Raw genomic sequence first — 20,756 nt, 5'->3', positions numbered from 1 at the left:
GCATAAAAATACATGGAGGTTTTTAGTATGAAAAAAGTTGTCTTAGCGTACTCAGGTGGTCTAGATACATCGGTTGCCATTACATGGTTGAAGGAGCAAGGATATGAAGTAGTGGCTGTCTGCCTAGACGTTGGGGAGGGTAAGGACCTCGATTTTATTAAAGAAAAAGCATTGCTTGTCGGAGCCACTGAGAGCTACGTGATTGATGCGAAAGAAGAGTTTGCGACGGAATATGCACTTACGTCTATGCAGGCTCATACATGGTACGAGCAAAAGTACCCACTTGTCTCTGCACTTTCTCGTCCTCTAATTGCAAAAAAATTAGTCGAAGTAGCAGAGCAGGTCGGAGCAACTGCCGTTGCACACGGATGTACAGGTAAAGGAAACGACCAAGTACGTTTTGAAGTTTCGTTCCAGGCCCTTGCACCACACCTAGAAGTAATTGCTCCGGTACGTGAGTGGTCATGGAGCCGTGATGAAGAGATTGCCTACGCAAAAGAAAAGAACATTCCAATTCCTATTAATCTCGATAGCCCGTTCTCCATCGATCAAAACTTATGGGGACGTGCTAACGAATGTGGCATTCTAGAAGATCCGTGGGCGGCACCACCTGAAGACGCATACGATTTAACGAATGCACTTGAAAACACACCGGATACACCGGATGTGATTGAGATTGAATTTAAACAAGGAGTCCCTGTCGCGTTGAACGGGCAAGAGTATCTCTTGAGCGATTTGATTCAAGAATTAAACAAAGTGGCTGGTAAACATGGTGTTGGACGTATCGATCACGTCGAAAACCGTTTAGTTGGTATTAAATCACGTGAAGTGTATGAGATTCCAGGAGCGCACACACTTTTAGTGGCGCATAAGGAGTTAGAAGATATCACACTTGTCAAAGAGCTTGCACATTTTAAGCCGGTGATGGAGAAAAAACTGACAGAACTCATCTATGAGGGACTTTGGTTCTCGCCACTTCGCACGGCATTACAAGCATTTTTGAAAGAAACGCAACAGTACGTGAACGGAACGGTTCGTGTGAAATTGTTCAAAGGGCATGCGATTGTCGAAGGCCGTAAATCTCCAAATTCATTGTATGATGAAAAGCTTGCGACGTACTCAACAGACGATGCATTCAATCACGCTTCGGCAGTCGGTTTCATCGAACTATGGGGTCTTCCAACAAAAGTACATGCAGTCGTGAACAAACAACAGGAGCAGAAGGTGACAGTATGACGAAATTGTGGGGAGGGCGCTTTCAACAGACGGCAGAGGAATGGGTCGATGATTTTGGTGCATCGATTCACTTTGACCAAGCGCTCGTTTTAGAAGATATTACTGGAAGCCTTGCACATGTTCAGATGCTGGCAGAGCAAAGCATTCTATCGCGCAGTGACGCGGAGAAAATCATGGACGGACTTCTAACGCTTCAAGAGAAAGCAAAAAATGGAGAACTTACTTTTTCTGTTGCTCAGGAAGATATCCATTTGAATTTAGAGAAGCATTTGATCGATTTGATTGGTCCAGTCGGTGGGAAGCTTCACACAGGACGCAGTCGAAATGATCAAGTCGCCACGGACATGCATCTCTATTTAAAAACACGTACGGAAGAAATCATTGTGCTTATCGAAGACTTTCAAAAGCAATTGGTTTCTCAAGCCGAGCAACATATTGAAACGATTGCACCAGGATATACGCACCTGCAGCGAGCCCAACCGATTTCTTTTGGTCATCACTTGATGACATATTTTTGGATGCTTGAACGTGACAAAGCGCGTTTTCAAGATGGCTTGAAGCGTACGGACTTGTCGCCACTTGGTGCCGGCGCACTCGCTGGTACGACATTTCCGATTGACCGTGAACGCACAGCAGAATTATTAGGTTTTTCCGGTGTCTACGAAAACAGTTTAGACGCTGTCAGTGATCGTGATTTCATCGTTGAATTTTTGAGTGCTTCGTCACTTCTCATGACGCATCTTTCTCGTCTTGCCGAAGAAATCATTTTGTGGTCGAGCCAGGAGTTTTCATTTATTGAATTATCGGATGCGTTCTCGACAGGGTCGAGCATCATGCCGCAAAAGAAAAATCCGGATATGGCAGAACTGATCCGTGGGAAGACGGGACGTGTGTACGGGAATCTCTTTGGGTTACTGACCGTGTTGAAAGGATTGCCTCTCGCCTACAACAAAGATATGCAAGAAGATAAAGAGGGAATGTTCGATACAGTTCAAACTGTCACAGGTTCATTGAAGATTTTTGCTGGAATGATCCAGTCGATGACAGTGCGCACGGAAACGTTGGAAGCCGCTGTCGAATCGGATTTCTCCAATGCGACAGAGCTTGCAGATTATCTGGCAGCAAAAGGTATGCCGTTTCGTGAGGCACATGACGTGACCGGGCGTCTCGTGTTTTATTGCATCCAGCAAGGCATTTTCTTAAAAGATGTGTCACTCGCAACATTTAAAGACTACTCGTCTTTAATTGAAGACGATATCTTTATAGCACTTGCACCGCGCGAGGCCGTCCGCCGCCGTAACTCACTTGGTGGAACAGGCTTTGAGCAAGTCGGTCTTCAAATTCAGAAAGCAAAGGCGTTACTTTAAGTTTTTAAAACTCCTCCAGAAAGAAGACGGGAAGGGTGAGGTGCTTGTCCCCGCTATTCTTTTAGTCTTTGATATTTTGAACTCCTTCAGAAAGAAAGATGGGAGCTGAGGTGCCTGTTTTAGACTCAATTCTGGCAGATGATGAGACTCAGTTCGAGACGAAGTCGAAGAAGTGTGGCTCTTCAACTGCCAAGCTAGAATTGTGGCTGTGACAGGCTCCGTATGAAAAGAAAAAAGCACAACGATAGAAATTTCTTCTTCAACCCGAGGTTCGATTCTGTCAAAGAAATAAAAACCAACAGTGGCCGATTCGCTTTTTGAGCGAATCGGCCACTGTTCTTCTTTAACCACACTTCGCCCCTTCAATGCCAAAAAGCTGCTCTCCCGTTCGGAAGAGCAACTTTCCTTTTCTAAAAAACCAAATCCCAATGATTAAAATATGTTTTCTCCATTCTAGAAGAAAAGACCACGCTAGTTAGTGCCAGTTCCCTCTATCCTTAGTCTTTGGCATTTAAAACTCCTCCAGATAGAAAGACGGGGGGTGAGGTGCCTGTTTTAGACTCAATTCTGGCAGATGATGAGACTCAGTTCGAGACGGAGTCGAAGAAGTGTGGCACTTCAGCTGCTGATCTAGAATTGTGGCTGTGACAGGCTCCGTATATCTTAATCTAAGATAGTGCTAACAAATTGTGAGCCTCAATGGTCTATCTGCACTTCCAAACACCTCCTAATTTTACTTTACACCTAGTAAAGCGCTTACCGAATAGGTAAAATGAAAGGGAATACATATAAAACTATCAACAAGAATGAGGTATACTAGATGATCAATTTTCAAGATAAAGTAAGCTTTATCTGGTCAATCGCTGAAGTATTACGCGGACCATACAAACCAGAAGATTACGGAAAAGTGATTTTACCACTTGCCGTATTACGTCGCTTTGACTGCGTACTCGAAAAAAGTGGCGGCTCTGAACTTGATCCACAAAAACATGGTGCTAGCGGGGTAGTAGAAGACGAGAAAGTTCGCTTGTCTTCGATTCTCGATAAATTAAACGACCGATTTGGTACAGAGTTTTCAGAGACTGACTATCTATCACGTGAACAAGTAAAAGAAGATATTCTAAATAGTGATGACATTCGTCAAAAAGCTAAAAATAATACAAAAGAGAACTTTAAGTTTGCATTTGAACGCACCTTTATGGACTTTGTCATTGATCGTATGAACACTAACCAAGACTTCTTCATGAAAATCCTTGAGAACCCTGAATTTAAAGCCTATATCATGGAGGATATGATGAATGAAGTGTATGGTGAGGTGAATTCATAATATGAAAAGTTCAAACAGTCAGGTGCCGAAAAATATTGTGTTTTTTGAAGATAAAGAGGCAATGCTCATTAATGGTGTTATAGAATTTGACGATAAACAATTAACCCAAATTAAACAGATTTCAAGTGCACATACTAAATTTGAACTGAATGAAATGGATAATGGCTTCAATTTAAAAGACCTAACGTCGGAACAAAAAGCAACCATTCTTCAAGAAAAGAAGAACATTGTAATTTCTGGAAAAGAAGACCCCCAAGAACTATTCGATAAAAAATTGGTTTATCTTACTTTTCATGCTCTTGAGCGTAGCTTCCAACGAGTTCAACAGGAAGTTGCGAATATGGATATTTATATTATTGAGAAAATTATCGAGTCTAATAAAGTTCTGAAAGCACAATACAAAGGGTTCCCTCAACTTTCTTACACACTTCAAACAAAAAATGAAAGTGAAAAATTTAATTCTAGTATTAGCTTTGTCATTCATAATGGGATCGCACGCAATATTAGGGTAATAACCGTTAGTTTGACAGAATTTAGTGATACTAACACTTTAGGTAAGTCGCGTTCTAATCAATATTTAAGTGATAATCCATTATTAAAAGAGCTTTTGGAGCGACTCTCTACAGATTAAATTCTAACTGTGTGGGTATGAAATATAGTATAATTACTTAAAATAACAAAGTAAGGGGTGAGACATCATGCGTACTACTTTATCGAAGAGTTCTTCTGCTAAGGAGGAAAAAAGGTTGGCACCGGATATACCGATAGTAAAAGATTTAGTTTGGAAAATCTCTGGTACAGAGTACACTATAAAAAATGTCCCTGCCTATGAAATGAATGCCGATGGTCGTGAATTTGTAGATATGAAAATTGTTAATCTTTTATCAATGGTTAGAAATCTTATGTATGCGGATGAAATACCTCATACTGTAGATTTCAATGATATTGCCGATTTAGTCTAAACTCTATCCCATGAACTTTTTAAGTTCATGGGACTTTTTATTTTTTATGGAATTTAAAGTAAAAAGTAAGTATTTTACTTTTAATTTAATAGTATAATAAAGAGAAAAAGCGGGTGATTATTTGAAGAAATTTAATCCATCGATTTTATTGTTCGTAATTGCATTGGGGATTTTTGTCGGTTTAAATCTAAACAATGATCTCTTTAGCACTCAAAGCATAGTTGATAATCTGGCACCTTCCGAGACATTGAAAGAAGAAGCGACTGCTACCACAAATAAACAAGAGGCGTCGGCAAATTCCACTTCAATACTTAATTATGATATTATCTACTCTATTGAAAAAAGGTACGATGGTGGAACTTCCTATTATGTTTTAATTGATTCTGTAGATTTAAATTCTTTATTATTTATGGATGATGTGAAATACATAGTTAATGATTTGGTTCGTGAAAAAGGGGAGAAAATTTCAATAGAACTTTTCGATAATCGAGACGCATTGGAACTGGCCTATAAACAATATGGTGATTTATCTATGGGGCGAACATTAACAGAAAGTGAAAATCTTTTGCAAGCACGTCATTATATTGCTGCTTATTCTGGAAATCTCGAGACTGGATTTTATTTTAATACACTTCTAATGTTTCCTTCAGCTTCTTCTGATTATCCCGAAGTTGGAAAACATGTAACAATAACGGAGTTCAATCCTCAATGATTTTACAATTTACAATTGTAAAAAGCGCCTAAGACAAGTTTGATTGTCTCTGGCGCTTTTTTTATACGGAGCCTGTCACAGCCACAATTCTAGAGCGGCAGTTCAGGAGCCACACTTCTTCGACTCCGTCTCGAACTGAGTCTCCAGAACTACCAGAATTGAGTCTAAAACAGGCACCTCACCCTGAGATTTTCTTTTCTTGAGAAGTTTTAAATGACAGCCACCAGAAAAAATATGTATTCTCAAAAGTTACTTGTCTGTTTCTCTCAACTCGCTGTCTTATACTGTGGCTATCAGCTCGATGAATCGGCCACTGTTGGTTTTTATTTCTTTAGACAGAATCGAACCTCGGATGACAGACAAATGCTCTATCGGTGCGTAATCATACGGAGCCTGTCACAGCAACAATTCTAACGCGGTAGTTCAGGAGCCACACTTCTTCGACTCCGTCTCGAACTGAGTCTCCAGCCCTACCAGAATTGAGTCTAAAACAGGCACCTCACCCCGGGCTCTTTTTTTCTTGAGGAGTTAACCCCGACAAATTTTTCCTCGATCAAAAAACATTCCGCACTAGATTAAGAACGTGTGTTCGGTGTATACTAAATCAAACTAGAATAGAAAGGCGGAATTGTTATGTATGAACTACTTGAACCGCGCAAGATTCTTTGCATCGACATGCAAAGCTTCTTTGCAAGTTGTTCTGCAGCCGTCTATGGCCTCGATATCCAACAAGAAGCCATCGCCATCGTCGGCAACCTCGAACAAAAAGGAAGTGTCGTCCTTGCCGCTTCTCCGAGAATGAAAAAACAATTTGGCGTCAAAACCGGTACACGTCGGTTTGAAATTCCAAACCACCCCGAAATACGCATCATCCAGCCGCAAATGGAGCTCTATGTGAAAGTCTCAGCAGAAATTACCCGTTACTTAAATCAACTCGTCCCGATGGAATCCCTTCATGTGTACAGTATCGACGAAAGCTTCATTGACTTAAAAGGCACCGAAAAACTATGGGGTGACCCGTGGGATGTCGCTCGCAAAATTCAAGATGATTTGAAGCGTCAATTTCAAATCCCTTGCAGCATTGGCATTGGACCAAATATGTTGCTTTCCAAACTCGCACTTGACCTAGAAGCGAAAAAAACTGGCATTGCCGAGTGGACCTACGAAGATGTTCCAGAAAAACTCTGGCCCGTCTCTCCTCTGAGGGAAGTATGGGGAATCGGCACTCGAACGGAAGCTACACTCAACGCTATGGGCATTTTCACAGTTCGCGATCTTGCTCACACCCCGCTCGAGCAACTCGAAGCAAAATTCGGTGTGATGGGGAATCAACTGTATCACCACGCGTGGGGGATTGATCTATCTGAAGTCGGTGCACCCATCATGGAAGGACAGATCAGTTACGGCAAGGGGCAGATCTTGTTCCGCGACTACAACTCCAAAAAAGAAACGATGGCCGTCGTACTCGAAATGACAGAAGACGTGGCACGCCGCCTGCGAGAAGCAGGGAAGGTCGGTCGCACGATGCATATGAGTATCGGCTACAGCAAATTCGGCGGGTTCAGTCGCTCTCTATCGATTGACGAAGCTACCAACCGAACATCTGTCATCTACGCTGCATTTGACCGCTTGATGGACACTTTTTACGATGGCAGTCCCGTGCGTAGAATCGCACTCTCTGTCAGTAACATCGAGGAGGACGATTCCCTTCAATTAAATTTATTTACCCACACTGAACAGATCCGCGAGCAACGGCTCGGCCAAACAATCGATGCACTTCGTAGAAAATATGGTTCGACCGCTGTTTTACGTGCCGTATCCTATACAGCGGACGGTACAGCGCGTTACCGAGCAACTCTTCTTGGCGGTCATAAAAAGATGTGATATTTCTATTTTCGAAATTATTTCAGTTGTTCGTCTTCCGAAATGTTTGAAGATTTGCTAAACTAAATAAGGTTTTTAAATTGTACGAGAAAAGGGGAACGAACACATGAGGGTATTTTTAGACCTTGCCTGGTTCTTTAAAGAGAGAAAATGGCACTACGGACTCGGCGTCGTCATGCTGCTGTTTGTGGCATTCTTGACACTGATTCCTCCGCGCATCATCGGAGAAGTCGTCGATGCCATCAATGAAGAACGGCTTACATCACAGCTACTCATGCAGTGGCTCGGTTTACTTGCAGGGGCTGCACTACTAATGTATATTCTCCGCTACTACTGGCGAATGATGATCTTCGGCTCAGCAATTTTGCTTGCTCGTCGTATGCGTCAGACATTGTTTCACCATTTTAGCCGGATGTCCCCTTCGTTTTATCAAAAACGACGCGTCGGAGATTTGATGGCACATGCAACGAATGATTTGTCGGCTGTGCAACAAACAGCAGGGGCAGGCGTGCTGACACTCGTTGATTCACTAGCAACTGGTGGATTTGTGATTGCTGCGATGGCCATCACCATCAACTGGAAGCTGACATTGATTGCCTTACTACCAATGCCCATCATGGTACTGACAACTAGTTATTACGGACGATTGTTACACCAACGCTTCCGTTTTGCACAAGAAGCGTTCTCTGACCTGAACGACAAATCCCAAGAAAGTATTAGTGGAATCAAGGTCATTAAGACGTTCGGACAAGAACAAGAAGATACGGAAGACTTTAAACGCCTGTCACAAGAAGTCGTCGATAAGAACATCCGTGTAGCAAAAGTCGACTCATTGTTCGACCCAACGATTTCACTCATCGTTGGAGCATGTTTCTTCTTAGCGATCAGCTTCGGTACCCAGTTCATCTTAGCGGATGAGATGACAATTGGAGACCTTGTAGCATTCAATACGTATCTTGGCTTACTCGTGTGGCCGATGCTAGCGTTTGGTTGGTTGTTCAACATCGTAGAGCGTGGCCGTGCTTCGTATGAGCGCATCCAGCAACTGCTATCGGAACCAGTCGACATTGATGACCGTGTTGGCGCACTGGAAGTGAAACCTCAAGGCAAAGTAACATTTGCGATTGATGCGTTCTCATTCCCAGGGGATGAGCGTGTGGGCCTTCGTGACGTCCATTTCACATTGGACCGCGGGGAGACATTAGGTATCGTCGGACGAACTGGCTCCGGAAAGACGGCGATTCTAAAACTGTTGATGCGTGAATTTGAAGGATATAAAGGAAGTATCACATATGGCACACACGATATTCGTGATTACAAAAAAGAGAGTCTGCTTGAAGCGATCGGCTACGTTCCACAAGACCATTTCTTATTCTCAACGACAGTTGGGTTGAACGTTGCATTCACAAATGTTAAAGCAAGCCAACAAGAAATCGAACGTGCGACAAAACTTGCAGCGATTCACGAAGACATCACACGGTTCACGGATGGGTACGACACCATTGTCGGTGAACGAGGCGTCTCTCTGTCCGGTGGTCAAAAGCAGCGTATTTCGATTGCCCGCGCGCTCATGATGCAACCAGAATTGTTGATACTCGATGACTCCTTGTCAGCGGTGGACGCAAAGACGGAAGAGGCCATTTTAGAATCACTAAAAGCAGAGCGAACAGATGAAACAACGATCATCACATCACACAGACTAAGTGCCATTCAACATGCACACCAAATCATCGTGATGGAAGACGGGACCATTAAAGAAAAAGGGACCCATGACGAATTAATGGCTCAACAAGGCACGTATTTCGAGATGTACCAGCTCCAGCAGCTCGAGTCACTCGTAGAGCAAGGAGGCGACATCCATGGATGAGAAAATGCCCAAACTGACCGGGAAAATGCAGTGGCAAGTCGTAAAACGTTTACTACGCTATTTACTCCCACATAAAAAGATGTTGGCGATTGCCCTCGTTCTACTTACTTTGACAGTCGTAGGAGATCTGGTCGGGCCCTATTTAATTAAAATCTACATCGATGACTATTTAACAGTCGGTTCGTTCCCGCAAGCAGCCATTATTGGGCTTGCTGCAGGATATCTTTTCATTCAGATCAGTAATGTCGTGATCAGCTATTTCCAACTGATGACATTCCAAAAACTTGCATTGAAAATTATCCAGACGATGCGAATCGATGTCTTCACGAAGGTACAGGGGCTTGGCATGCGCTATTTCGACCGCACGCCTGCCGGAAGCATCGTATCACGTGTCACGAACGATACAGAAGCCATCAAGGATATGTTTGTCAGTGTACTTGTCGGATTCGTCCAAGCCGGATTCTTGATCATCGGGGTCTACATTGCGATGTTCTTGATTAATCCGCAACTCGCACTGATGGCGACATTGTTGTTACCGATTTTAGGATTTATCATCTACACGTACCGTAAACACAGTTCCGTCGTCTACCAAGACCTTCGCGAACGTCTTTCGCAACTCAATGCAAAACTTGCAGAATCCATTTCTGGAATGGGCATGATCCAAGCATTCCGCCAAGAAAAACGTTTGAGAGATGAATTCAGCGAAATCAATGACAAGCACTTCCAAGCAGGAGGCCGCAATATCAAGCTCGACAGTTTGCTTCTTCGTCCAGCCATCGATTTGGTGTACGCATTGGCTATTATCCTGGTATTGAGTTATTTCGGAATCACGTCTTTCTCGAACCCGGTTGAAGTCGGGGTGATCTATGTATTTGTTGCCTACATCGACCGTTTCTTCGAGCCGATCAATCAAGTGATGCAACGACTTTCGATTTTCCAGCAAGCTATCGTTGCTGCTTCACGCGTATTTAAACTGATGGACGAAGAAGATATGGCACCGGCACAGGCGAACAATCCTGCTGCCAAAATACTCGACGGAAAAATCGAATTCCGCAATTTGACGTTCTCGTATGATGGACGCCAAGACGTACTGAAGAACATTTCGTTCACTGCGGAGCCTGGACAGACGGTCGCCTTAGTTGGGCACACCGGAAGTGGGAAGAGCTCGATCATCAATTTGTTGATGCGGTTCTACGAATACGAAAACGGGGAAATCCTCATCGATGGACATTCTTTAAAAGACTTTCCGATGAGTGAGTTACGAAAGAAGATGGGGCTTGTGCTCCAGGATCCATTCTTATTCTACGGCGACATTGAAAGCAATATTCGCCTCCATGCACCAGAGATGACGAGCGCACAAGTGCGTGCTGCTGCAGAGTTTGTGCAAGCGGACAGCTTTATACGCGCACTGCCAGATGGGTATCAGCAAAAAGTGACAGAGCGCGGATCAACATTCTCAAGTGGACAGCGCCAACTGGTTGCGTTTGCGCGCACCATGGCAACAGACCCGAAAGTATTGATTCTAGATGAAGCAACAGCCAACATCGATACCGAGACAGAAGTGGCGATTCAAACGAGTCTTGAGAAGATGAGAAAAGGCCGTACGACGATTGCTATCGCACACCGACTCAGCACGATTCAAGACGCAGAACTGATTCTTGTTTTGCACCAAGGAGAGATCGTTGAACGCGGCACGCACCAAGAACTGATTCGTCAAAAAGGGCTCTATCACAAAATGTATCAGCTTCAAAATGGAATTGTCGAAGAACAAATGTCATAAAACTGTCATGAGCAAGAGTAGGGTGTAAAGAGGAAAAGTCTGATACGATGGATGTAGTTTAGCTGAAAGGGTGATTTTTTTGGCAACCGATGTGACCATCTGGCTTGCTTTTGGTGCAGGTTTCTTGAGCTTTGTCTCCCCGTGTACCTTGCCTCTTTACCCGGCTTTCTTGTCCTATATAACAGGGATGACGATTGAAGAGATCAAAACAGATAAAAAGAAAATGCAACGAAGAGGGATGTTCCATACATTGTTCTTCTTGCTTGGTTTTTCCGTTATATTTATAGCATTAGGTTTTGCAACAACGTGGCTTGGTACATTCTTTATTCAATACGGTGACCTCATCCGTCAAATCGGCGCTATTTTGATTATCGTATTTGGATTACTTGTCGTAGGAATCTTTAAGCCGGAAATGCTGATGTCTGAAAAACGACTACAATTTAAGAATCGACCTTCTGGTTATTTAGGCAGTAGTTTGATCGGGATAGCGTTTGCAGCTGGATGGCAGCCATGTACAGGGCCGATCCTTGCAGCGGTTCTTGTAATGGCTGGATCAAACCCTGAACTTGGTGTGTGGTATATGGTCGCCTACGTACTCGGCTTTGCCATTCCATTCTTCTTGCTATCCTTCTTTGTGACACGCACGGACTGGATGCGCAAAAACAGTGCAAAATTTATGAAGGTCGGCGGGTACATCATGATTGCACTTGGTGTAGTGTTATTCTTTGACGGACTGACATGGATCATTCGTGTGTTAACACCAATCTTCGGTGACTTTACAGGATTTTAAGGAAGTGGAACTATGAAAGACATTCAATCATTCGATGCGTGGCAAGAGGCGTTCGAGTCGAACCCAAAAGGACTGCTGTTTGTGAAGACAGACGGTTGTTCCGTCTGTGAAGGCTTGCGTCCGCAAGTAGAGGCTATTGAAGACGACTATCCAACAGTTCCATTTTTTAAAGTGAATATCGCCCAAGTACCAGAAGTGGCCGGTCAATTATCACTTTTCACAGCACCCGTCGTGATTTTATGGGAGTCCGGAAGAGAAGTGCAGCGTTTTGCGAGATTTGTTCCGATGCAAGAACTACAATTTCGATTAAAGTTGCTTGACGGAGGATCTGCTGATGTTTGACTTTATTTCTGAAGAACTGCTTGTGACCTTGTCACTTGTCAGTGCAATCGTGATGGGGACGCTTCTTACAATCGTCCGCAGTCGCGCTGCGAAAAAGCCAGCGAGTGCAAAAAAGATTTTGCTACCACCGCTATTCATGTCTACAGGAGCGTTGATGTTTTTGTTTCCATTCTTCCGTGTCCCGTGGATCAACGTACTGGAGGCACTGGCAGTCGGCGTATTGTTTTCATTTTTACTTGTTAAAACGTCCAATTTTGAAAAACGTGACGGCGAAGTTTACCTAAAACCTTCGAAAGCGTTCATTTTTATTTTATTTGGACTTCTCGGTCTGCGGATCGTACTCAAGCTTGTACTAAGCAGCGAAATCGATGTCGGTGAACTAAGCGGCATGTTCTGGTTACTGGCATTTGGAATGATTGTGCCATGGCGATTGATGATGTACAAAAAATACAAAGCTCTGACTTAAAAAAAGACCGTATCACTCAGTTTTTGAGTGGTACGGTCTTTTCTTGATGAAAATACACTTCATACGGTGTCAAATCGATTTCTAATTCATCCATCTTTTTACGCAAGAATTTGTGATCGCGTTTGGGAGTCGCTAGAATATACCCACGGATTAATAATTCTTGCGTGATGGCGTCGGCATTTTCTTCTAATGCCAATTGTCCAATACGTCCTGCAATCTTTTGTTTGGCAACTGGGCGGAAAATTTCCGGAACCGGTGCCACGAGTTCGTTCAATAATGCTTTTTGTTCTTCAGACCATAGATGAATCGTCTTGTCAACATAATAGGATTCCCAATCCAGGTCGGATTTACCGTCTTCTTTCGGGAGTGCCTTTAAAAACTTGCGGAACATGAAATAGCCACCGATTGCCATCAACGTGATCAAAACGACGACCCAAAATAGGATAAACCATAAAAACCAGCCTTCTAACACAGTTGTTCACCTCGAGTTAAGTATACAAGGTTCTTGAAGAAAATTCACCTCGAGGTATCCCTTTTTTCACGTGCGCTCTATATAGCGTATGAAGGAGGTGATACACATGGCATCGTATCAACTTAGAAGTGCGTCATTCCGCCTCGTCTATGATGACGGAATGACAGGAGATGGCAAGCCGAAACGTCACACGAAGAGTTATACAGGGATTGATTCGTCTCTACCTGCAGATCAGCTGTTCCAAGCAGCTGTCACAATCTCTTCACTTTCAGCAAAAGAATTACTCGCAGCACAAAAGCAAGAAATGGAAGAAATTATCTAACCAAGAAGGGAGGCCCTTTAAATGGCCAAAACATTACAACTTGAATTCGGCAACGCTGCGGGCAAGAAAGTAACAGTAGCTGTCGAAGAGCCACGCGACAACTTGACGGTACCAGAAGTAGAAGCCGCGATGCAACAAATCATCACGTCACAAGTGTTCTTGATCGACACCAATCCAGTGACAGAAGCCGTGTCCGCTCAAATCGTCGACCGCAACGTTCAGCAGTTATTTTAACGAACTTCCCTCCTCCGATTCGGGGGAGGGTTTTTTAAAAGGAGGAGACTATATGGAGCAATGGATCGCACTTGTGCAAGAGATCGGCTTTCCCGTCGTGGTGTCGTTTTACTTACTACATCGAATCGAATCACGACTTGAAGCCATTCGAGATGTACTAGTGGCAATCAACCCTGTCACAAAAGTGTAAGAATCAAACGATTGAACACTCCTCATCCCTCGGCTATCATTAGAAAGAGACGAGGAGTGATTCAGTTGAAGAAGATTGCAGTAGTAATGAGTCTTGTCATGTTGTTACTGGCTGGTTGTGGTGGCTTTGAAGCACAGACGGACTGGGAAGTAGATTCGTTCTCGGTGACCAATCACCGTGGGGAGGACGTTTCTCTTGAAGATTTAAAGGGGACCATCTGGCTCTCGACCTTCATTTTCACGAATTGCAATACCATCTGTCCACCGATGACCTACAACTTGACAGATATTCAAGAAGAACTTGAAGCAGCGGGTGTGGAAGAGTATAAAATAGTAGCGTTCAGTGTGGACCCAGCTGTTGATACACCGGAAGTGCTTACTTCTTACTTAGAGATGTATGATGTTGCGGATGAGTCGAAATGGGAATTGTTGACGGGCTACGACCAGACGTTTATTTCACAACTTGCACGGAACTCGTTTAAAGCCATTGTACAAAATGATCCGAATTCAGACCAAGTCATTCACGGAAGCAGCTTCTACCTTGTTGATCAAGAGGGGATTGTCGTGAAGAACTATAGCGGTGTGAGCGAAGTACCCGTTGAAGAAATCGTTGAAGATATGGATGCATTATCAAATTAAGACTGTCCCGTAGCGGGCAGTTTTTTTATTTGAAAGTTTATAGTATGATGGGACAAGCGAAATGAAAAGGTGAACGGATATGAAAAAACAACAAAAATTCAAATTAAAATCACGCATCTACTTCCGTTTGTGGGCACTTCTCTTGTTTTTGCCTATCATGGTTGTAGCCTATTTTATAAGCGTTATTGGTTGGCATGAGCTTCGGAATATCGCATGGACTCATGAGATCGGCCAATTCGTCGACTCAAAAGTCATCGAATTCCGCGATCCCGAAATTCCTGAGGAGTACGTTGCGGTCTATCAATCTGCAGAACTTGAATACGGCGTGCCGTGGCAACTACTTGCTGCCCATCACCGGATTGAGACGCGTTTTTCAACGATGGATCCACTGTTGTCACCAGTTGGTGCAGAAGGGCATATGCAGTTTATGCCATGTACATTTGTTGGCTGGACGCATCCGACGTGCGGGGGACTAGGGGAAGGGGAGATTCCTGAAGAGGAAAAGACAGATCCTGAAGTGATTGCGTATTACGGGGGATATGGTGTGGATGGAGACGGGGATGGCATTGCTGACCCGTACAATATCACCGATGCGGTTTATAGTGCTGCCAATTATTTAGGATCAAACGGTGCAGCCGACGGAGACTTGGAATCAGCCATCTTTTTATACAACCGCAGTGATCAATATGTGGCGGATGTCCTTCATTTTTACTCCTTGTACAAAGAAAACTATCCTGAACAAGTCACCCAAGCCAAGTAAAAAAGCCTCCCAGATTCGGGAGGCTTTTCATTATGCTTTACGCATAGATTTTAAAATGAATGATACGATGAACACTACGATAATAGCACCAATCAATGCTGGAATAATCGCGATGTCCGCTATTACAGGACCTAAATCAGGGAAGAGTAGTCCACCTACCCAAGCACCTACGATACCTGCGATGATGTTTCCGATAATACCACCAGGAATATCTTTACCAAGAATAAGTCCAGCTAACCACCCGATGATACCGCCTACGATTAAGTATAAAATGAATCCCATTTTCCTTCACTCCTTGTCTAATGTTAGTGTATGAGTACACTCTTTAAATAACCTAAGACAAGAAAGTATAAACCTTTTTCTTAAAAAATTATTTTACGACCGCACCTAATGTCGATGCAAAGTGCCGGAGAGCCCATTCGTGGCCTTGTGGATCAAAGGATGCGACTGCATCTTGATGAATGACGATCGAGTATCCGAGATTGTAAGCATCGACGGCTGTATGAAGAACACAGATGTCTGTACAAACCCCTACTATATGAACTGTATCTACTTTTCGCTCGCGTAAGTATTGATCAAGGTTCGTGCCAGCAAATGAACTATAGCGACGCTTGTCCATCCAATAGACGCTCTGCTTATTCGTTTCATAAAATGAAGCAAGTTCACCATACAAATCGCGCCCGGAAGTTCCTTCTATATTGTGTGGAGGAAAAAGTTTTGTTTCCGGATGATGCGGATCATCTTTATAATGTAAATCAACGGGGAACACAATGACTTTATTGCTGCTAGCAAATTCTTCACATAACGCTACGATTTTACCCTCGATCGCTTGTCCTGGTTTGCCACAAGTCAAAGCACCATCATCTGCTACAAAATCTACTGTATAATCAACTACGAGTAAAGCTTCTTTCATTTTTACCACCCTTTCAAAGGAAAATATTTTTCAAATGTTCTGAAAAATTGTATACTAAAAACAAAAGGAGGTACACAACTATGGATCAGGAGATGCATAAGCGTTGGACAAAACACGGCATGTGGTTCGCTGCACTTCACAGTCTGTTCGTTGTTACTCTCGCCTTTGACTTTATTCAATTTTACTAAAAGAGTGGAAGAGCTTTCCACTCTTTTTACTGTGAGGAGATAGTTATGGATACTTTAAAACACTTAAACGCGACACGTGACAAACTGATTCAAGAACTTCATACCGTGTCTGAGCAAGACTTCAATCGAAAACCCGACGCCACTACTTGGAGTCCAAAAGAAGTAAGCGAACATATTGCGTTGATGGACAGGTACATCGCATCCTTGATGAAAAAAGGAAAGACCGAGGAAAAGAAAACAGTTAAAAAACCGATTCGCTTCACAACAGTTCGTAGCCTCAAAGTGCATGCACCAGCACCTGTTGACCCACAGGCTGCCGAGAAGTCAAAAAATGAGATACTCAATCTATTGTTCGAGTCTCGGATGGATGTGCTTGAGATGTACAAGAGCTTTTCACGTGAACAGAAAAAGCAACTCGCGATGAAACATCCCGTGTTTGGCTATCTATCCTTGGAACAATGGTTTGATTTTCTTGGGTACCACGAACTCCGCCATGTGAAGCAGCTACAAGAAGTCCGAAAACAATTAAAGATATAAACAATACTTATCAAGATTTATAATTTTAATGTAATTTACTTATCAATCTAGGTAGCGTATGATTAATAGTGGAGAAAAGCGACATATGTCTCTTTCAAGATTGTAAAGGAGGAAACACGATGGCAAAAAGTAACTTACACCAAAGCCGTGCTTCATTCGAAGTCAATGGCAAAACGTACAACTACTACCGTCTGAAAGCTTTAGAAGAAGCTGGAATCGCAAACGTTTCACGTCTGCCGTATTCAATTAAAGTTCTTCTTGAGTCTGTACTTCGTCAATACGACGGGTATGTGATCAAAGAAGATCACGTTGGCAAACTAGCAAACTGGGGCAAAGAAAACGACCCAGAAGCAGAGGTACCATTCAAACCTTCACGCGTTATCCTTCAAGATTTCACAGGAGTTCCTGTAGTCGTTGACCTTGCTGCATTACGTTCAGCAATGGCTAAAATGGGTGGAGACCCATCAAAAATCAATCCTGAAATCCCAGTGGACCTTGTAATTGACCACTCAGTTCAGGTTGATAAATACGGTACAAACGATGCGCTTCGTATAAACATGGAGCTTGAGTTTGAGCGTAATGCAGAGCGTTACCAGTTCCTTAGCTGGGCACAAAAAGCATACGACAACTACCGTGCAGTTCCACCAGCAACTGGTATCGTTCACCAAGTAAACTTAGAGTACTTAGCGAATGTTGTCCATGCTGTTGAAAATGAAGACGGTACATTTGAAACATTCCCAGATACATTAGTCGGTACAGATTCTCATACAACGATGATCAACGGTATCGGTGTACTTGGATGGGGTGTTGGTGGTATCGAAGCTGAGGCTGGAATGCTTGGTCAACCTTCCTATTTCCCAATCCCAGAAGTTATCGGTGTACGTTTAGTTGGAGACCTTCCAAACGGAACGACTGCAACTGACTTGGCACTTAAAGTAACAGAAGTTTTACGTAAAGCTGGCGTAGTTGGTAAATTCGTTGAGTTCTTCGGACCTGGCGTTGTTCAACTTCCACTTGCTGACCGTGCAACGATTGCCAACATGGCTCCTGAGTACGGTGCTACATGTGGTTTCTTCCCAGTTGACGAAGAGGCACTTGACTACATGCGCTTAACTGGCCGTGAAGACGAGAACATTGAAGTCGTGAAAGCTTACTTACAAGCAAACGACATGTTCTTCACAGCAGATTCAGTTGAACCAACATACACAGACATCATTGAATTAGACCTTTCTGCAATCGAACCAAACCTTTCAGGTCCTAAGCGTCCACAAGATTTGATTCCTCTTTCAGCAATGAAAGAAGAATTCAACAAAGCTGTAGTCGCTCCACAAGGAAACCAAGGTTTCGGTCTTTCAAAGAAAGAGTTCTCAAAAACTGCAGAAATCGAGCTTGATGGCAAAGAAGTAACGATTCCTACAGGTGCTGTTGCAATCGCTGCAATCACTTCTTGTACGAACACTTCCAACCCATACGTAATGCTTGGCGCTGGTCTTGTAGCAAAGAAAGCAGTTGAAAAAGGATTAACTCCTCCTGCTTACGTGAAGACTTCATTAGCACCAGGTTCAAAAGTTGTAACAGGCTATCTTCAAGATTCAGGACTGCTCGCACCACTTGAGCAAATCGGCTTCAACTTAGTTGGATACGGCTGTACAACATGTATCGGGAACTCAGGACCACTTCTTCCTGAAATCGAGCAAGGCATCATCGATAACGATTTACTAGTGACTTCCGTACTTTCTGGTAACCGTAACTTTGAAGGCCGTGTTCACCCATTAGTAAAAGCAAACTATTTGGCTTCACCACCACTGGTTGTGGCGTATGCACTTGCAGGTACGGTTGATATCGATCTTCAAAACGACCCAATCGGTCAAGACAAAGACGGGAACGACGTATTCTTCAAAGATATCTGGCCAACAACTGAAGAAGTGAAAGAAGCTGTTCATTCTACAGTAACACCTGAATTGTTCCGCAAAGAGTACGCACGCGTATTCACAGAGAACGAAGAGTGGAATGCAATTGAAACTCCAGACGATGACCTGTATGCGTTCGATGAGAACTCAACATACATTCAGAACCCACCGTTCTTCGAAGGTCTATCGAAAGAGCCACAAGACATTCAAACACTTGCTGGACTTCGCGTTATTGCGAAATTTGGCGATTCAATTACAACAGACCATATCTCTCCAGCCGGAGCGATTGGTAAAGACACACCAGCAGGTCGCTACCTTCGTGAGAATGGCGTAGAGATCCGTGACTTCAACTCATACGGTTCACGCCGTGGGAACCATGAAGTCATGATGCGTGGTACGTTTGCAAACATCCGTATCCGTAACCAAGTAGCACCAGGTACAGAGGGCGGTTACACGACGTACTGGCCAACTGGTGAAATCATGGCAATCTATGATGCAGCAATGAAGTACCAACAAGATGGTACAGGACTTGTTGTTCTTGCTGGTAAAGATTACGGTATGGGTTCTTCTCGTGACTGGGCTGCGAAAGGTACAAACCTTCTAGGCATCAAAACAGTTATCGCAGAAAGCTATGAGCGTATTCACCGTTCAAACCTTGTCATGATGGGCGTACTACCACTTCAATTCATGAAGGGTGAGAGCGCAGAGACACTTGGTTTAACTGGAACTGAAGAGATCAGCGTGAATATCGCAGAAGGCATTAAACCACGTGATATCTTAACTGTTACTGCAAAAGCAAAAGATGGTTCTGAAAAGACATTCCAAGTACTTGCTCGCTTCGACTCTGAAGTAGAAGTAGATTACTACCGTCATGGTGGTATCCTTCAAATGGTACTTCGTAACAAAATGTTAGAAGCATAAGTTTTTAAACGACCTCTCTCCACTTCGGTGGGGAGGGGTTTTATTATGCCAAAAACACAATATAAGTGAGTATAATAACGCAATTTATATAATGTTATATTTAAATAATTTTAATAAAGTAATACATTATATTTGAATAGTACTGTCTTTTCGCTAGAACTAACTTGTATCATGTATACTGTTACTTGAGGTGAAGCAACTTGAAAAGTACAAAATTAATTGAAGTGCGCTACGCAGAAACGGATCAAATGGGTGTCGTCTATCACGCCAATTATTTAGTTTGGTTAGAGATGGGCCGCACACAATTGATAAAGGATTTAGGATTCGATTATGCGGGACTTGAGGAAAAAGGATTTCTATCGCCGGTTCTCGATGTATCCATTCAATATAAACAAAGTGTCAGATACGGCGAGACAGTGACGGTTTCAACTTGGATAGACTCGTATAGTCGTTTGAAGACGATTTATGGATATGAAGTGGTCAAAGAGGATGGAACGGTTGCAGCAACGGCTAAAACGATTCATACCCTTGTAGCGAAAGAGACGTTCCGCCCTGTCCCTTTATCTAAGGTAGATAAAGAATGGCATGAGGCATATGAGAATGCGTGTGTGAATACATAATGGCATTCGGAATCACGCGTGACGAGCTCGTACAATGGAAGTCAAAAATACAGCAAGGAGAAATTGCTTTTTTAACGCATTATTGGATGGACCCACGATTCCCAGGGTCTACCTCTGTCACAAAAGTAGGTGCTCAGGATATTTATCAATTGGCTAAGTGGGGAGAACAATATGGCTTGAAAAAGCAATGGATCGATCGAAAGGAATCGTATCCCCACTTTGACTTATTTGGGGAATGGCAGGAGAAGATATTACGGCTAGAAGGCATTGAGGATCAATATGCAAAATTTGTAGAGAAAAAGGATCGCACCCTCTAAG

25 protein-coding genes are annotated in these 20,756 nt (G+C 43.3%); 21 read left to right on the top strand and 4 right to left on the bottom strand.

What is annotated here, in order from left to right; genetic code table 11:
• Window positions 1-27: 27 nt before the first annotated feature.
• Together ACF3OH_RS07050 and argH are read left to right on the top strand one after the other, a co-directional pair.
• Entirely contained in the window at window positions 28-1,236 is a 1,209-nt protein-coding gene (locus ACF3OH_RS07050; RefSeq protein WP_204589282.1) for an argininosuccinate synthase, read from the top strand.
• Window positions 1,233-2,603 carry an argininosuccinate lyase gene (argH, locus tag ACF3OH_RS07045; RefSeq protein ID WP_392456629.1) on the top strand — a complete coding sequence of 457 codons (1,371 nt, stop codon included), beginning with the start codon at window positions 1,233-1,235 and terminating at the stop codon, window positions 2,601-2,603. Before ACF3OH_RS07050 ends, argH begins: the two co-directional genes overlap by 4 nt.
• Here the strand turns inward: argH and ACF3OH_RS07040 are convergent.
• A complete protein-coding gene (locus ACF3OH_RS07040) occupies window positions 2,595-2,954 on the bottom strand; it encodes a hypothetical protein (RefSeq protein ID WP_392456627.1) in 360 nt (119 codons plus the stop codon). The two genes, argH and ACF3OH_RS07040, sit on opposite strands and share 9 nt — an antisense overlap.
• A gap of 469 nt (window positions 2,955-3,423) precedes the next feature.
• On the opposite strand from ACF3OH_RS07040, the gene ACF3OH_RS07035 reads away from it, so the two are divergent.
• The 10 genes from ACF3OH_RS07035 to ACF3OH_RS06990 all read left to right on the top strand — a co-directional run bounded on the left by ACF3OH_RS07035 (window position 3,424) and on the right by ACF3OH_RS06990 (window position 12,733).
• Window positions 3,424-3,930: a type I restriction-modification system subunit M N-terminal domain-containing protein gene (locus ACF3OH_RS07035; RefSeq protein ID WP_392456625.1), complete on the top strand. Its 507-nt coding sequence runs from the start codon at window positions 3,424-3,426 to the stop codon at window positions 3,928-3,930.
• Window position 3,931: 1 nt separating this feature from the next.
• Window positions 3,932-4,561 (top strand): hypothetical protein, encoded by a 630-nt coding sequence (locus tag ACF3OH_RS07030; RefSeq protein ID WP_392456622.1) that lies wholly within the window; start codon window positions 3,932-3,934, stop codon window positions 4,559-4,561.
• Between the two features lie 67 nt (window positions 4,562-4,628).
• A complete protein-coding gene (locus ACF3OH_RS07025) occupies window positions 4,629-4,892 on the top strand; it encodes a hypothetical protein (RefSeq protein WP_204589279.1) in 264 nt (87 codons plus the stop codon).
• A 121-nt stretch (window positions 4,893-5,013) separates the two neighbouring features.
• Complete coding sequence (locus tag ACF3OH_RS07020; RefSeq protein ID WP_392456620.1) at window positions 5,014-5,604, top strand: hypothetical protein; 591 nt, start codon at window positions 5,014-5,016, stop codon at window positions 5,602-5,604.
• A 633-nt stretch (window positions 5,605-6,237) separates the two neighbouring features.
• On the top strand, window positions 6,238-7,488 hold the full coding sequence (locus ACF3OH_RS07015; protein WP_392456618.1) for a UV damage repair protein UvrX: 1,251 nt from the start codon (window positions 6,238-6,240) through the stop codon (window positions 7,486-7,488).
• 106 nt (window positions 7,489-7,594) lie between these two features.
• Window positions 7,595-9,355 carry an ABC transporter ATP-binding protein gene (locus tag ACF3OH_RS07010; RefSeq protein ID WP_392456615.1) on the top strand — a complete coding sequence of 587 codons (1,761 nt, stop codon included), beginning with the start codon at window positions 7,595-7,597 and terminating at the stop codon, window positions 9,353-9,355.
• Window positions 9,348-11,135: an ABC transporter ATP-binding protein gene (locus ACF3OH_RS07005; protein ID WP_204589276.1), complete on the top strand. Its 1,788-nt coding sequence runs from the start codon at window positions 9,348-9,350 to the stop codon at window positions 11,133-11,135. The genes ACF3OH_RS07010 and ACF3OH_RS07005 overlap by 8 nt, the downstream gene beginning before the upstream one ends.
• 79 nt (window positions 11,136-11,214) lie before the next feature.
• Window positions 11,215-11,925, top strand: a complete 711-nt coding sequence (locus ACF3OH_RS07000; protein ID WP_204589275.1) for a cytochrome c biogenesis CcdA family protein — start codon at window positions 11,215-11,217, stop codon at window positions 11,923-11,925.
• Window positions 11,926-11,937: 12 nt separating this feature from the next.
• A complete protein-coding gene (locus tag ACF3OH_RS06995) occupies window positions 11,938-12,267 on the top strand; it encodes a thioredoxin family protein (RefSeq protein ID WP_204589274.1) in 330 nt (109 codons plus the stop codon).
• Entirely contained in the window at window positions 12,260-12,733 is a 474-nt protein-coding gene (locus tag ACF3OH_RS06990; RefSeq protein ID WP_204589273.1) for a CcdC family protein, read from the top strand. Before ACF3OH_RS06995 ends, ACF3OH_RS06990 begins: the two co-directional genes overlap by 8 nt.
• Before the next feature lie 16 nt (window positions 12,734-12,749).
• Here the strand turns inward: ACF3OH_RS06990 and ACF3OH_RS06985 are convergent, their stop codons facing one another.
• The gene (locus ACF3OH_RS06985; RefSeq protein ID WP_204589272.1) at window positions 12,750-13,205 is read right to left on the bottom strand and encodes a DUF2621 domain-containing protein; all 456 of its coding nucleotides are present in this window, start codon (window positions 13,203-13,205) and stop codon (window positions 12,750-12,752) included.
• Between the two features lie 106 nt (window positions 13,206-13,311).
• On the opposite strand from ACF3OH_RS06985, the gene ACF3OH_RS06980 reads away from it, so the two are divergent.
• The 5 genes from ACF3OH_RS06980 (at window position 13,312) to ACF3OH_RS06960 (ending at window position 15,349) form a co-directional block, all read left to right on the top strand.
• Complete coding sequence (locus ACF3OH_RS06980) at window positions 13,312-13,527, top strand: DUF1659 domain-containing protein (RefSeq protein WP_204589271.1); 216 nt, start codon at window positions 13,312-13,314, stop codon at window positions 13,525-13,527.
• A gap of 21 nt (window positions 13,528-13,548) precedes the next feature.
• On the top strand, window positions 13,549-13,761 hold the full coding sequence (locus ACF3OH_RS06975; protein WP_204589270.1) for a DUF2922 domain-containing protein: 213 nt from the start codon (window positions 13,549-13,551) through the stop codon (window positions 13,759-13,761).
• A 52-nt stretch (window positions 13,762-13,813) separates the two neighbouring features.
• Entirely contained in the window at window positions 13,814-13,951 is a 138-nt protein-coding gene (locus ACF3OH_RS06970; protein WP_204589269.1) for a YvrJ family protein, read from the top strand.
• Between the two features lie 65 nt (window positions 13,952-14,016).
• Window positions 14,017-14,589 (top strand): SCO family protein, encoded by a 573-nt coding sequence (locus ACF3OH_RS06965; RefSeq protein WP_239584756.1) that lies wholly within the window; start codon window positions 14,017-14,019, stop codon window positions 14,587-14,589.
• Between the two features lie 79 nt (window positions 14,590-14,668).
• Entirely contained in the window at window positions 14,669-15,349 is a 681-nt protein-coding gene (locus ACF3OH_RS06960) for a lytic transglycosylase domain-containing protein (RefSeq protein WP_392456608.1), read from the top strand.
• Window positions 15,350-15,379: 30 nt separating this feature from the next.
• Here ACF3OH_RS06960 and ACF3OH_RS06955 read toward each other — a convergent pair whose 3' ends face one another.
• On the bottom strand, window positions 15,380-15,631 hold the full coding sequence (locus ACF3OH_RS06955) for a GlsB/YeaQ/YmgE family stress response membrane protein (protein ID WP_204589267.1): 252 nt from the start codon (window positions 15,629-15,631) through the stop codon (window positions 15,380-15,382).
• An 88-nt stretch (window positions 15,632-15,719) separates the two neighbouring features.
• Window positions 15,720-16,262: a cysteine hydrolase family protein gene (locus ACF3OH_RS06950; RefSeq protein WP_204589266.1), complete on the bottom strand. Its 543-nt coding sequence runs from the start codon at window positions 16,260-16,262 to the stop codon at window positions 15,720-15,722.
• Window positions 16,263-16,495: 233 nt separating this feature from the next.
• Here ACF3OH_RS06950 and ACF3OH_RS06945 point away from each other — a divergent pair, with 233 nt between their 5' ends.
• The 4 genes from ACF3OH_RS06945 to ACF3OH_RS06930 all read left to right on the top strand — a co-directional run bounded on the left by ACF3OH_RS06945 (window position 16,496) and on the right by ACF3OH_RS06930 (window position 20,755).
• Window positions 16,496-16,987, top strand: a complete 492-nt coding sequence (locus ACF3OH_RS06945; RefSeq protein ID WP_204589265.1) for a DinB family protein — start codon at window positions 16,496-16,498, stop codon at window positions 16,985-16,987.
• A 119-nt stretch (window positions 16,988-17,106) separates the two neighbouring features.
• Window positions 17,107-19,818, top strand: a complete 2,712-nt coding sequence (gene acnA / locus ACF3OH_RS06940) for an aconitate hydratase AcnA (RefSeq protein ID WP_392456604.1) — start codon at window positions 17,107-17,109, stop codon at window positions 19,816-19,818.
• Between the two features lie 200 nt (window positions 19,819-20,018).
• Complete coding sequence (locus ACF3OH_RS06935) at window positions 20,019-20,438, top strand: acyl-CoA thioesterase (protein ID WP_392456602.1); 420 nt, start codon at window positions 20,019-20,021, stop codon at window positions 20,436-20,438.
• Window positions 20,438-20,755: a hypothetical protein gene (locus ACF3OH_RS06930; RefSeq protein WP_392456600.1), complete on the top strand. Its 318-nt coding sequence runs from the start codon at window positions 20,438-20,440 to the stop codon at window positions 20,753-20,755. Before ACF3OH_RS06935 ends, ACF3OH_RS06930 begins: the two co-directional genes overlap by 1 nt.
• The last annotated feature ends 1 nt before the right edge of the window (window position 20,756 follow it).

The organism is Chryseomicrobium aureum (assembly GCF_043182735.1).
GTDB classification, from domain to species: domain Bacteria; phylum Bacillota; class Bacilli; order Bacillales_A; family Planococcaceae; genus Chryseomicrobium; species Chryseomicrobium aureum.
This window is presented reverse-complemented; position numbering and strand designations above follow the sequence as displayed.

Bases quoted from the DNA above. Each gene is read 5' to 3' on its own strand.
- ACF3OH_RS07025 (WP_204589279.1), top strand. From the start codon at position 4,629: ATGCGTACTACTTTATCGAAGAGTTCTTCTGCTAAGGAGGAAAAAAGG.
- ACF3OH_RS06960 (WP_392456608.1), top strand. From the start codon at position 14,669: ATGAAAAAACAACAAAAATTCAAATTAAAATCACGCATCTACTTCCGT.
- ACF3OH_RS07050 (WP_204589282.1), top strand. From the start codon at position 28: ATGAAAAAAGTTGTCTTAGCGTACTCAGGTGGTCTAGATACATCGGTT.
- ACF3OH_RS07030 (WP_392456622.1), top strand. From the start codon at position 3,932: ATGAAAAGTTCAAACAGTCAGGTGCCGAAAAATATTGTGTTTTTTGAA.
- ACF3OH_RS06980 (WP_204589271.1), top strand. From the start codon at position 13,312: ATGGCATCGTATCAACTTAGAAGTGCGTCATTCCGCCTCGTCTATGAT.
- ACF3OH_RS06950 (WP_204589266.1), bottom strand. From the start codon at position 16,262: ATGAAAGAAGCTTTACTCGTAGTTGATTATACAGTAGATTTTGTAGCA.
- ACF3OH_RS06975 (WP_204589270.1), top strand. From the start codon at position 13,549: ATGGCCAAAACATTACAACTTGAATTCGGCAACGCTGCGGGCAAGAAA.
- ACF3OH_RS07015 (WP_392456618.1), top strand. From the start codon at position 6,238: ATGTATGAACTACTTGAACCGCGCAAGATTCTTTGCATCGACATGCAA.
- argH (WP_392456629.1), top strand. From the start codon at position 1,233: ATGACGAAATTGTGGGGAGGGCGCTTTCAACAGACGGCAGAGGAATGG.
- ACF3OH_RS06955 (WP_204589267.1), bottom strand. From the start codon at position 15,631: ATGGGATTCATTTTATACTTAATCGTAGGCGGTATCATCGGGTGGTTA.
- ACF3OH_RS06970 (WP_204589269.1), top strand. From the start codon at position 13,814: ATGGAGCAATGGATCGCACTTGTGCAAGAGATCGGCTTTCCCGTCGTG.
- ACF3OH_RS06990 (WP_204589273.1), top strand. From the start codon at position 12,260: ATGTTTGACTTTATTTCTGAAGAACTGCTTGTGACCTTGTCACTTGTC.
- ACF3OH_RS07005 (WP_204589276.1), top strand. From the start codon at position 9,348: ATGGATGAGAAAATGCCCAAACTGACCGGGAAAATGCAGTGGCAAGTC.
- ACF3OH_RS07035 (WP_392456625.1), top strand. From the start codon at position 3,424: ATGATCAATTTTCAAGATAAAGTAAGCTTTATCTGGTCAATCGCTGAA.
- ACF3OH_RS06945 (WP_204589265.1), top strand. From the start codon at position 16,496: ATGGATACTTTAAAACACTTAAACGCGACACGTGACAAACTGATTCAA.
- ACF3OH_RS06930 (WP_392456600.1), top strand. From the start codon at position 20,438: ATGGCATTCGGAATCACGCGTGACGAGCTCGTACAATGGAAGTCAAAA.
- ACF3OH_RS06995 (WP_204589274.1), top strand. From the start codon at position 11,938: ATGAAAGACATTCAATCATTCGATGCGTGGCAAGAGGCGTTCGAGTCG.
- ACF3OH_RS07010 (WP_392456615.1), top strand. From the start codon at position 7,595: ATGAGGGTATTTTTAGACCTTGCCTGGTTCTTTAAAGAGAGAAAATGG.
- acnA (WP_392456604.1), top strand. From the start codon at position 17,107: ATGGCAAAAAGTAACTTACACCAAAGCCGTGCTTCATTCGAAGTCAAT.